Below are 10,861 nucleotides of genomic sequence, written 5' to 3'. Positions count from 1 at the left end.
TCGTAGCGGTAGGCGAGCTGCCCGCGCCGCGTGTCGTTGATGTCGGTGAGCTGGCCGCTGGCGTCGTACCGGTAGCGACGCACCAGCAGGCGGTTGCCGCCTGCGGTTTGCCCGACCGGGCCTTTGGATTCATGGGCAAGCACCTGCTCGCTCAAGCGCCCCATGGCGTCCCACTGCTGCGTTTGCAGCAGGCGGTTGCCTTGCAGCCGTGCGACTTCGCGGTGCAGGTCGTCGCGCTCGTAGCTGACCAGTTCTCGTTCGTCCAACTGGAGAGCCAGCAGGTGGCCGCTGCCGTAGGTGAGCCAGCTGACACGGTGGCCGTCCGGGCGCACGGTGGCGATGCGCTGGTTCAGCGCATCGTATTCGTGCTGCCACACGCCCACCAGCGGCTGGCCCAGGCGGCTGTAGTGCTGGTGCTCACGCACCAGGTTGCCGGCCGGGTCGTGGAACCATTGCAGGCGGCTGTCGGCGTTGGTCGCCAGTGCGAGGTTGCCGTTGAGGTCGTACGCGAAGGTCTCGACCTGCCAGTCTTGCTCGCGCGGGCTCGCGTCGCCGGTTTGCAGCGCGGCGCGCCGCTCGGTGAGGCGGCCCATCGGGTCGAAGGTATAGGCGGTGATTCGCTGCCCGTCGATGGCACGCGCCAGTTTGCCGGTCTCCTCCTCGTACTCGTAGCGCGTGATGGCGCCGTCGAAGCCGGTTTCCGCCAGCAGACGGCCCACCGGGTCGTAGTGGAACTCGGCATCGCGGCCGTTCTCGTTGCGCAGCGCGGTGAGCTGGCCGAGCTTGTCCCACTGATAGCGCAGGGTCTGGCCGGCGGCGTCCACCCGCTTGGCCAGCAGGCCGGCCTCGGTGTAGTCCCATTCGGTGCGCCGGCCCAGCGCATCGATGTGGGTTAGCAGGCGGCCCTCTGCGTCGCGCTCGAAGTGCTCTTCGGTATCGTCCGGGTAGCGGATCGCGGCGAGCTGGCCGGCCTCGTGGCGGTAGCGGGTGACCTGGCCGGCCGCGTCGGTGAACTGCACAAGCTGGCCGCGCGCGTCGTAGGCCCATTCGCTGGCCTTGGCCGAGCAGTCCACGTAGCGGGTGAGCTGGCCGCTGCTGTTGTACTCGAGCTGCTTGGTCTTGCCATTGGCATCGGTGATGCCGATCGGCAGGCCCATACTCGGATCTTGGGGAATGACTTCCTTAACGCCACCAAGGCCGCCAAGGTTACGTGCAATCGGGTGCCCGACATCATCGCTCGCACACCCAGAGGCTCGCGCCGCAGCGCGTGAACTTGCATTGGTCGCGGTACCCGTGCCCAGGTCCTTTGGACAGATTTTTGCGGTTGTGCTCTTGAGTGTGCCATTTATTCATACATTGTTGCAGCAACTACAATATCCGCGAGAACCCTCCAATTCATCGTATCAAGCTTCATCTCACTAGCTATACCCATATTTTCGTAATAGCCGTCCATATCTTCAACCCAGGAAGCCATTGCCTCAAGATACGAATCAACAGTATTGTTCTCGATCGACTGCCCATTTCTTATTGATTTCACAAAATCAGAAATAAAATCAACAAAATCTTCCCTTGTCCTTATTTCCGACACTCTCTTTCTGTCAATCGTCATCTCACTCAACGGTCATTGACTGACCATTCTCCATCTTCAAGCGGATAGATGTCCCACCATTCTTGGTACTCATCTTCCACATCTGGTTATCAATCTCGTCTTTTGACGCCATTTGGTATGGCATGCACTTGCGTGCCAATTTGAATGCCGCGAGCCGCCTGTGATCGAGCGTCCACAGCCTCCCAGCACCATCCTTCCAAATCTTGGTCTTCAATATATTAGGATCGAGTGTTCCATCCTGCAAAGCTTGTGCGTTCGCGAGAACCGTATAGTCACCTGTAACATTCTTTGCGCTGCTTTGCATAAAATGCACCTGAGAGGGATCTATTGTTCCCGCCGGGCAATCACAGGGGCAACGCTTCGACAAACCTAACGGGTCGCTCCACTCAATCGGGTTTGGTGCATACTGCCAGACGTTGATCCCGCCGGCGAGCCCGATCGGGTCTTTCGATACGAACCGCCCGCTACCCGGATCGTAGTACCGATACCGGTTGTAGTGCAGCCCCGTCTACACGTCGCTCTCCCGCATCGCCCAAATCGCAACGAACGATGAATTTGGCACGGAATGCAACCCTCGTCATAGTCTCATCACAACATGTCCCGGTCCGCGGCACTCTTGCTGCAGTAAGGCGTTGAGGAATTTCCGCAAGGTTGTAGGGCACAAACGTCGAACCAGATCGTACTCATACCGCTAGCCCGCCATCAACGATTCTTTGTGCCACCGCCTCAATATTCTTTCGGGAAACGCTCTCGACAACCACGACGTTAGGCATATAGAAAAATCCGTTGTCGCGCACGCCATCGGTTGCATCTTGAGCTAATCTGGCCGCATCGTAAAAATTTAGCGTGATATCACCCTCCTCAGAGGTTACGAGAACGCCTTCCAAAAATCCTTTTTCTTCATGTTCAAATTCTGCAAGCTCGTCATACCAGCCAGGGTACTTGATTTCTATTTTACGCATTCTTTACCTCTCACTTTACCTTAATCTTCCCCAGAGCACTTTTGTAGCCATCCTCTGCCATGGGATTTGCCGGCATTATTTCAAAGTGTGCGGGATCCTTACCCCGCTGAATTATTTTCAAATCCTCTGAAACAGATTCAGGGTCAACCTCATGAGGTACGAATCCTCGACAGGAGCAAATTTCTGGGTTATCGAAAACAGATACACCATGGGTGGGCTGAACATTGCCATCTCGCACCTTGTACTCTCCTGGTCGCGGTTCAAACGATGGCTTATTCCCAGCCTTGGCTCCCCGATAATATTTCGCCAAGCCGAATGGATCGATCCACTGGACCGGGTTGGGCGCGTACTGCCAGACGTTGATTCCGCCGGCGAGCCTGATCGGGTCTTTCGATACGAACCGTCCGCTACTCGGATCATAGTACCGGTGCCGGTTATAGTGCAGCCCCGTCTCATGGTCATGGTACTGCCCCTGAAAGCGGATGGGGTTGACGATCGGTGCTTTGCCGGATGCTTTCCGGATGGCCTCCTGCGCAACACCCCACGCGCGGTACTCCGCGCTCCACGCAATCTCGCTCTGCTCATCAGTCAGCTCCTGCGGCGTGCCGAGGTGATCGCACTGGTACCACGCCAGGCTGTTGATGGCTGGTGCGGGCGGCGGAGGGCCCCATAGCGGGTCATCGCCCTGCCGGTAGTAATCGCCGTACTGTGGCTGATCGAGCAATTCGATGGCGTCGTCGCGCACCGCCTGCACCACCGGCACAAAGCTGCCCGGCTCGTAGACGTAGTGCGTGGTGCGTGCGCCGAAGCCGTCCTCGTCGGCGATCTTGCTCTCCCACGCCAGCGTGTCACCATCCCAGCCGTACAGCGTGAAGCCACACTTAAGCTCGCGGTTGCGTTTCACACGCTCGGCGCGGTTCCAGTGCGGCCCCGCTTCTCTTCTTTCCTCGTAGTGCGCCTGGCTGTGCTTGGACAGGCGCCGCCCGAGCGCATCGTAGGTGTAGTCGACCTTCAGGTGCTCGTCTTCGTAGTGCGTCAGGCGGTCGAACAGATCCCAGGTGAAGCGGCCTTCCTTGCCGTTGTGCCAACGCTGCGTGAGGTTGCCGCGCACGTCGTACTTGTGTTGATCATGGCTGACGCCAATCTTAAAGCACGTCCACCCGTCACGGAACGTTTCATCACCATGCAGCACAAGCGCGACATCGGTCGTTACGGGATAAGGGCCATCCATGACGAGAGCTGCGAGCCGCTCTGGCTCAAGATCGCAGGTCGCTGGCTAACACATGATGTCGGCTTCCACGCCGGCCAGAAACTCCTCGTTCACGTCGAACACGGCAAGCTCACCATTACCGCTGCGCAGATCGCTCCCGCAGTGACGCAGGCCGAGCAGATCGCCATCTCCCCGGATCACCACCAACCCCGATAACAACAAGGGCCGCTCACGCGGGCCTTGTTGTTAGTTACTGGACTTGATGCGAAACGCCTCCTTCAGCGTTACTTCATCGTCCCCATCCCCATCTTCGAAGCATCTAACAACTCTGCTGCCCAATGCTCCTTGCACTAAATTGCACAAATTAGGCGATCTAAAATTAACTTCCAGCCATAGCGCTCGATCACTCTCTTTTGTCAACCTAGCATCATATTCAGCCAGCGTCTGTAGGTCCCGGTCCTTCAGGCAGACTTCCTGAGCTTGCGCTTTGACACAGGCGTCACTCGACTTCAGTGAATCGATGACAAGCTGCGCTGAAGCAGCGTCGTCAAACACCAATCTATATTCGTAGCTCATGATCCGTGCGGCCTCCCTCGAACGGCTGGCAGATCAGCTGGGTTACGGATACCAATGTGCGTTTCATTTGGATCTAGTGATACAAGCCCACGATCATTAAGTTGATTCCCAGCGGGATCTTCCTTGTGGACATGCGCGTTATTTCCCGATCTATAAGGACAAGGGCACTTGTTTCCGTATTTATGAACCCGAACCTCCGATCCATCCGCATGCTTCCAAGTCTCGTTCACGCCATTGTCTTTCGTTTTGGCAAAGCCCGCATCATTCAGCACCGATCCTACACGTGGCGCACTTCGTCCTTTCACCCGAGGTAGATCGGATGCCGCAGAAAGCCCCAGCGGATCGACCCATTGCACCGGGTTTGGCGCGTACTGCCACAGATTCAGGCCACCCCTCAGCCCGATCGGGTCCTTTGATACAAAGCGCCCCGTATTGGGATCATAGTACCGATGCCGGTTGTAATGCAGCCCCGTCTCATGGTCATGGTACTGCCCCTGGAAGCGGATGGGATTGGCGATCGGTGCTTTGCCGGATGCTTTCCGGATGGCCTCCTGCGCAACGCCCCACGCGCGGTACTCCGCGCTCCACGCAATCTCGCTGTGCTCGTCCGTCAGCTCCTGCGGTGTGCCGAGGTGGTCGCACTGGTACCACGCCACGCTGTTTATCGGCGGCGCGGGCGGCGGCGGCAACCACAGCGGGTCTTCATCCTGCCGGTAGTAGTCGCCGTACTCGGGCTGGTCGAGCAATTCGATGGCGTCCTCGCGCACCGCCTGCGCCACCGGTACGAAGCTGCCTGGCTCGTAGACGTAGCCGGGTAGACGAAGGGCCGCACAGTGAGCGGCCCTTCGTTGTTAGCCGTCCATTTCAATCAGACTGAATACAATACAACCATATGATTTTGCCATCTCCTGATGGATCATCAAATCCATCCTCGTAAAACTCAAAATTATTCACCATTCCACACGACACGAATGCAGCCTTAATTTTAGAAATATTGGCAGATTCTTTATTGGACGTTATTTTGCGGAATGTAGATTTAATCCGATCCCTCCTTTCCGCATTGGCCACGTAGATCTTCGGAATTAAAACTTCCTCATCATTGGGCTCGTACATGGAGAAGGCTATGCACGTAAAGAAATTTTCCGATCTAGATGCTTCCATCGAATTCTTGACATAGTTTTTTATGAAGATTGCGCATCCGATCCATAGCGCAAGCAAATCCCCATGTGGAAATACCAGCCTCCACCTCTCGACCTGATGTTGTCTGTATATCAGCGGGTAGGCCTCTGGCATCTCCGTATGTTGCAGCAGAAGCTCAACGTCCAGACAATCTTGATAGACGAACTCTTTGCTAAAAATTTTCTTCGGATTGGGAACAGAAGACGCACTCATAGTTTCTCTCAATTTATCCGTTAACCACGCAACCCATTCACTCCTTCCCTGGAGGTTTCCAACCGAAAGATTGAAGCCATTTCAGTGTTTTCTTTGAAAAAAGCTGCGATACGGATTTTCCCTTGGCCTTCGCCTTGTCATGCATTGATCCATCTTGATTTATTGCTGCACTACATTTGCAGTGTGCGTGCCATTGACTACCCGGCACACTACTTTCTGGCTCATCAATTCTAGTGATATCAGATGGGCCTTGGCCTTTATTAACAGCCTTTTGAGCGTCTTTCGGGGTGCCGCCCAGAATCGGTTTCCCCATAAGGCCCAGTGGATCGATCCAGCCAACCGGGTTCGGCCCGTAAACGTAGGCGTTGATGCCGCCAGCGAGCCCGATCGGGTCCTTCGAGATGAACCGTCCGCTACTCGGATCATAGTACCGATACCGGTTGTAATGCAGCCCCGACTCATGGTCATGGTACTGCCCCTGGAAGCGGATAGGATTGGCGATCGGTGTTTTGCTGGATGCTTTCCGGATGGCTTCCTTCGCTAGTCCCCACGCGCGATACTCTGCGCTCCATGCAATCTCGCTGTGCTCGTCGGTCAGCTCCTGCGGCGTGCCGAGGTGGTCGCACTGGTACCACGCCAGGCTGTTGATCGTCGGCGCTGGCGACGGCGGCAACCACAGCGGGTCTTCATCCTGCCGGTAGTAATCGCCGTACTCGGGCTGGTCCAGCAATTCGATGGCGTCGTCGCGCACCGCCTGCGCCACCGGCACAAAGCTGCCGGGCTCGTACACGTAGTGCGTGGTGCGCGCGCCGAAGCCGTCCTCTAGTGCTGGTGCTCACGCACCAGGTTGCCGGCAGGGCGAAAGATCGTTAGGGTGACCAGAGTTTGGGTCGTAATAGCGATGGCGGTTGTAATGCAGCCCCGTCTACACACTATCGCATTCAAGGAAATAGTCGAAGCTCTCCAGTTCGAGCCGCTCTGATATATATGGCGCGAGTTTTTCTGCGATATTCACGTCGATCACACCGACGTCATACATTGGATTATCTCTGGGCTGCTTAAAAAGTGCCTGCAGAAACTCCAGATTCGGCTCGACTGCAAACTCGATATCGCGGATATGGGCATCTCCATTTTTCTCAAATACCGAGATGTAGCGATGAAGTTGATATGCCTTCATGGTTCAATCATCCTTGTTGGATCTGCCCCCTTACCCGGTATGGCCACACCAGTCTGGGGATCAAACGCGCCCATGTGCTTACCACGTTTCGTGTACATTTCCACTTCGCCATGCTGCGAGTCCCACTCACAAATACATCGGCCTTTAAGTTTCCAACGCTTTCACAACATTCCGCCTCCCTGTACCGGCGTTTTTCTCTTCACGCTCACTGCATCAGCCCTGGCAAATCCTTGGGTGCGGGTATGTATTTGCTTAGCCCTAGCGGATCGACCCACTGCGTCGGATTGGGTGTGTACTGGAAGGCGTTGACCCCGCCCGCCAGCCCAATCGGATCCTTCGATACGAACCGCCCCGTAGCCGGATCATAGTACCGGTGCCGGTTATAGAGCCTACATGACTAATCTCCAGATCTTCCTCTGCGCATCCATCAGCTCCATCTGTCCCATCATTTTGAGATTATTGATCTCGGCCTCGCATTCTCCATAGAGGTTCACGTCATCGTTGATATTTTTGCATATCGAATAAATGTATTCACTTATTCGGTGAGCATCCACTATTCTTTTGTCAAGAATCCGATTATGCACATCGACAACAACTCCCTCATCACTTTCAAATCTTACTCCCAAACCGTGTCTAGTGCAGGTCCAATTTTTACCTAGGGCACGTATATAACCCTGGCGAGGCAAATCGGTCAGATACTTCCAATCCTGAACTGCAGAATTGCATCTAAAAAATTCGTCCTGCAAGGCGGATTGCAAGAAAACATATTCCCTTACCGTCGCCATAAATTCATCGGGAGCTAGTAGTGGCATCGGTTCATCCTTTCTGCCTTCGCAATGGCCGCGTCATCTTGAAGCTGAGCCGCTTCCTCCGGCGACACTGCTGCGACATTGACAGGAACTTCTGAGACGCCTGCCTTCATTGCAGCCTCTGCACGATGATGACCATCAATAATTACAAGATTTCCGTCGCCGACATCAGCCGCCTCGATAGGCGGAAACTCTCCGTAACCTCCTTGATTTCGCATCGCAGACGCATATCGCTTTACTTTATCCAAGCGGGTCGATCCACTGTATCGGGTTAGGCGCGTATTGAGAGCGGTTCAGTCCACCGGCGAGCCCGATCGGGTCCTTCGATACGAACCGGCCGCTCTGTGGAGCGTAGTATCGATGCCGGTTATAGTGCAGCCCCGACTCATGGTCATGGTACTGCCCCTGGAAGCGGATGGGATTGGCGATCGGTGCTTTGCCGGATGCTTTCCGGATGGCCTCCTGCGCAACGCCCCACGCGCGGTACTCCGCGCTCCACGCAATCTCGCCGTGCTCGTCGGTCAGCTCCTGCGGCGTGCCGAGGTGATCGCACTGGTACCACGCCAAGCTGTCGATGGCTGGTGCGGGCGGCGGCGGCAGCCACAGCGGGTCTTCATCCTGCCGGTAGTAATCGCCGTACTCCGGCTGGTCGAGCAATTCGATGGCCTCCTCGCGCACCGCCTGCGCCACCGGCACGAAGCTGCCCGGCTCGTACACGTAGTGGGTGGTGCGCGCACCGAAGCCGTCCTCGTCGGCGATCTTGCTCTCCCACGCCAGCGTGTCGCCATCCCAGCCATATAACGTGAAGCCGCATTGCAGCGCGCGGTTGCGTTTCACACGCTCGGCGCGGTTCCAGTGTGGCCCCGCTTCGCTTCTTTCCTCGTAGTGCGCCTGGCTGTGCTTGGACAGGCGCCGCCCGAGCGCATCGTAGGTGTAGTCGACCTTCAGGCGCTCGTCCTCATAATGCGTGAGCCGGTCGAACAGGTCCCAGGTGAAGCGACCCTCCTTGCCGTTGTGCCAGCGCTGCGTGAGGTTGCCGCGCGCGTCGTACTGGTAGTGGGTACCCGCGTATTGCTTGAGCAGGTTATCCAGCGCCTTGATGCGCGGCATGCGCTGGCGCTCGGCTTCGCGCAGGGTTTCCGGGTCGATCAGGTTGCTGGCCGGATCGAAGTCAAACGTCTCGTGGCCGAGCCGGCTGTGCGCTTCGAGCAGGCGGCCCACCGGATCGTAGCGGTAGGCGAGCTGGCCGCGCCGCGTGTCGTTGATGTCGGTGAGCTGGCCACTGGCGTCGTAGCGGTAGCGACGCACCAGCAGGCGGTTGCCGCCTGCGGTTTGCCCGACCGGGCCTTTGGATTCGTGGGCAAGCACCTGCTCGCTGAGCCGCCCCATGGCGTCCCACTGCTGCGTTTGCAGCAGCCGGTTGCCTTGCAGCCGTGCGACTTCGCGATGCAGGTCGTCGCGCTCGTAGCTCACCAGTTCTCGTTCATCCAACTGGAGAGCCAGCAGGTGGCCGCTGCCGTAGGTGAGCCAGCTGACACGGTGGCCGTCCGGGCGCACGGTGGCGATGCGCTGGTTCAGTGCGTCGTATTCGTGCTGCCACACACCCACCAGCGGCTGGCCCAGGCGGGTGTAGTGCTGGTGCTCACGCACCAGGTTGCCAGCCGGGTCGTGGAACCATTGCAGGCGGCTGTCGGCGTTGCTGGCCAGTGCCAGGTTACCGTTGAGGTCGTAGGCGAAGGTCTCGACCTGCCAGTCTTGCTGGCGCGGGCTCGCGTCGCCGGTTTGCAGCGCAGCGCGCCGCTCGGTGAGGCGGCCCATCGGATCGAAGGTATAGGCGGTGATGCGCTGCCCGTCGATGGCTCGCGCCAGTTTGCCGGTCGCCTCCTCGTACTCGTAGCGCGTGATGGCGCCGTCAAAGCCGGTTTCCGCCAGCAGACGGCCCACCGGGTCGTAGTGGAACTCGGCATCGCGGCCGTTCTCGTTGCGCAGCGCGGTGAGCTGGCCGAGCTTGTCCCACTGGTAGAGCAGGGACTGGCCGGCGGCGTCCACCCGCTTGGCCAGCAGGCCGGCCTCGGTGTAGTCCCATTCGGTACGCCGGCCCAGCGCGTCGATGTGGGTTAGCAGCCGGCCCTCTGCGTCGCGCTCGAAGTGCTCTTCGGTATCGTCCGGGTAGCGGATCGCGGCGAGTTGGCCGTGCTCGTGGCGGTAGCAGGTGACGTGGCCTGCCGCGTCGGTGAACTGCACAAGCTGGCCGCGCGCGTCGTAGGCCCATTCGCTGGCTTTGGCCGAGCAGTCCACGTAGCGGGTGAGCTGGCCGCTGCTGTTGTACTCGAGCTGCTTGGTCTTGCCGTTGGCATCGGTGATGCCGATCGGCAGGCCCATCAGGTTGTACGCGTACTCGGTCTTGTTGCCCAGCGGGTCGATGGCCTCCGTGAGCCGACCGCGGGTATCGTAGTCGCGCAGCCAGAGGCCGCCCTCAGCGTCGCTGATCTTGATGAGCTGGTCTTTGCTATCCCACGCGTAATGAACGGTGGTGCCGTCCGCACGGATGTGCTCCAGCAGGTTGCCGTTCTCATCATGCGCAAAGCGATTGACATGACCTGCGCTGTCGATGTGTTGGACAACGTTCTTGGCACTGTCCCGGAAGAACCATTCCGAGCGCTGGCCCGGGTGAACAATGCGGTAGGTGTAACCAAGGCTGTCGTAGTAGTGCCGGGTCTCCTGGCCGTGAGCATCGATCACGTAGGTAAGGCGAATGTTCTCGTCCCATTCCAGGCGGGTGTCGAAGCTGCCGTCATCGGCCCACTCGCGCACCGCTTTAGCGTCCGCGCCGTCTCCCTGCCACACCAGGTTCATGCCGCGGCCGGTGCGGTCGGTGTAACGGGTGATCAGGTGGTGCTGGTACTGGTACGTCCACGCGGCGGCATTCTCGTCTTGTGCCAGCGTGAGGTCTCCCGCTTCGTCATAGCGGTACAGGCTCAGACGGCGCAGGGGTTCGTGCTCGCCCATCAGCCACAGGCCGGTGATGCGGCCCGCTTCGTCCACCAGGGTGCCCAGGTGGGTATGCGGCTGACTGGGATCGTCCTGGTAGGTGATCAGGTCCGACAGCACCGCGCGATTGCCAAC

The 10,861-nt window shown here is 58.2% G+C and carries 12 protein-coding genes and 5 pseudogenes; 1 reads left to right on the top strand and 16 read right to left on the bottom strand.

What is annotated here, in order from left to right:
- From WS75_RS16505 to WS75_RS16495, 6 genes and pseudogenes are all read right to left on the bottom strand, one after another.
- Nucleotides 1-1,157 (bottom strand): annotated as a pseudogene (locus WS75_RS16505) (RHS repeat protein); the annotation flags it as partial.
- A 188-nt stretch (nt 1,158-1,345) separates the two neighbouring features.
- Nucleotides 1,346-1,609, bottom strand: a complete 264-nt coding sequence (locus tag WS75_RS32295) for a DUF7660 family protein (RefSeq protein ID WP_218919271.1) — start codon at nt 1,607-1,609, stop codon at nt 1,346-1,348.
- A gap of 1 nt (nt 1,610) precedes the next feature.
- Nucleotides 1,611-1,913: a hypothetical protein gene (locus WS75_RS34320; RefSeq protein WP_059681449.1), complete on the bottom strand. Its 303-nt coding sequence runs from the start codon at nt 1,911-1,913 to the stop codon at nt 1,611-1,613.
- A gap of 51 nt (nt 1,914-1,964) precedes the next feature.
- A pseudogene (locus WS75_RS34315) lies at nt 1,965-2,117 on the bottom strand (RHS repeat-associated core domain-containing protein); the annotation flags it as partial.
- A gap of 175 nt (nt 2,118-2,292) precedes the next feature.
- Nucleotides 2,293-2,571, bottom strand: a complete 279-nt coding sequence (locus WS75_RS33635) for a hypothetical protein (protein ID WP_156429813.1) — start codon at nt 2,569-2,571, stop codon at nt 2,293-2,295.
- A 10-nt stretch (nt 2,572-2,581) separates the two neighbouring features.
- Nucleotides 2,582-3,682, bottom strand: coding sequence for an RHS repeat domain-containing protein (locus tag WS75_RS16495; RefSeq protein ID WP_059681448.1), 1,101 nt, complete (start codon nt 3,680-3,682; stop codon nt 2,582-2,584).
- An 18-nt stretch (nt 3,683-3,700) separates the two neighbouring features.
- Here WS75_RS16495 and WS75_RS16490 point away from each other — a divergent pair, with 18 nt between their 5' ends.
- Entirely contained in the window at nt 3,701-3,997 is a 297-nt protein-coding gene (locus tag WS75_RS16490; RefSeq protein WP_082729629.1) for a SymE family type I addiction module toxin, read from the top strand.
- Nucleotides 3,998-4,027: 30 nt separating this feature from the next.
- Here the strand turns inward: WS75_RS16490 and WS75_RS34175 are convergent, their stop codons facing one another.
- From WS75_RS34175 to WS75_RS16470, 10 genes and pseudogenes are all read right to left on the bottom strand, one after another.
- Nucleotides 4,028-4,357, bottom strand: a complete 330-nt coding sequence (locus WS75_RS34175) for a hypothetical protein (protein ID WP_082729628.1) — start codon at nt 4,355-4,357, stop codon at nt 4,028-4,030.
- Nucleotides 4,354-5,004, bottom strand: a pseudogene (locus tag WS75_RS34945) (RHS repeat-associated core domain-containing protein); the annotation flags it as partial. The pseudogene WS75_RS34945 and the gene WS75_RS34175, both read right to left, overlap by 4 nt.
- A 217-nt stretch (nt 5,005-5,221) precedes the next feature.
- A complete protein-coding gene (locus WS75_RS33630) occupies nt 5,222-5,749 on the bottom strand; it encodes a hypothetical protein (RefSeq protein ID WP_156429812.1) in 528 nt (175 codons plus the stop codon).
- A 37-nt stretch (nt 5,750-5,786) separates the two neighbouring features.
- Entirely contained in the window at nt 5,787-6,539 is a 753-nt protein-coding gene (locus WS75_RS34940) for an RHS repeat domain-containing protein (protein WP_059681446.1), read from the bottom strand.
- 135 nt (nt 6,540-6,674) lie between these two features.
- Nucleotides 6,675-6,926: a DUF7683 domain-containing protein gene (locus WS75_RS16475; RefSeq protein WP_059681445.1), complete on the bottom strand. Its 252-nt coding sequence runs from the start codon at nt 6,924-6,926 to the stop codon at nt 6,675-6,677.
- A pseudogene (locus WS75_RS35090) lies at nt 6,923-7,075 on the bottom strand (colicin E3/pyocin S6 family cytotoxin); the annotation flags it as partial. The gene WS75_RS16475 and the pseudogene WS75_RS35090, both read right to left, overlap by 4 nt.
- A gap of 98 nt (nt 7,076-7,173) precedes the next feature.
- A pseudogene (locus WS75_RS32270) lies at nt 7,174-7,311 on the bottom strand (RHS repeat-associated core domain-containing protein); the annotation flags it as partial.
- A 4-nt stretch (nt 7,312-7,315) separates the two neighbouring features.
- Nucleotides 7,316-7,738 (bottom strand): DUF6896 domain-containing protein, encoded by a 423-nt coding sequence (locus WS75_RS33625; RefSeq protein ID WP_156429811.1) that lies wholly within the window; start codon nt 7,736-7,738, stop codon nt 7,316-7,318.
- Nucleotides 7,726-7,983, bottom strand: coding sequence for a ParB N-terminal domain-containing protein (locus tag WS75_RS32265; RefSeq protein WP_156429810.1), 258 nt, complete (start codon nt 7,981-7,983; stop codon nt 7,726-7,728). The genes WS75_RS33625 and WS75_RS32265 overlap by 13 nt, the downstream gene beginning before the upstream one ends.
- Nucleotides 7,976-10,861, bottom strand: a 2,886-nt coding sequence (locus WS75_RS16470) for an RHS repeat-associated core domain-containing protein (protein WP_179948923.1), incomplete at its 5' end; no start/stop codon positions are given. The genes WS75_RS32265 and WS75_RS16470, both read right to left, overlap by 8 nt.

Origin of the sequence: Burkholderia sp. FL-7-2-10-S1-D7, from assembly GCF_001524185.1 — a bacterium.
Lineage (GTDB): Bacteria > Pseudomonadota > Gammaproteobacteria > Burkholderiales > Burkholderiaceae > Burkholderia > Burkholderia diffusa.
This window is presented reverse-complemented; position numbering and strand designations above follow the sequence as displayed.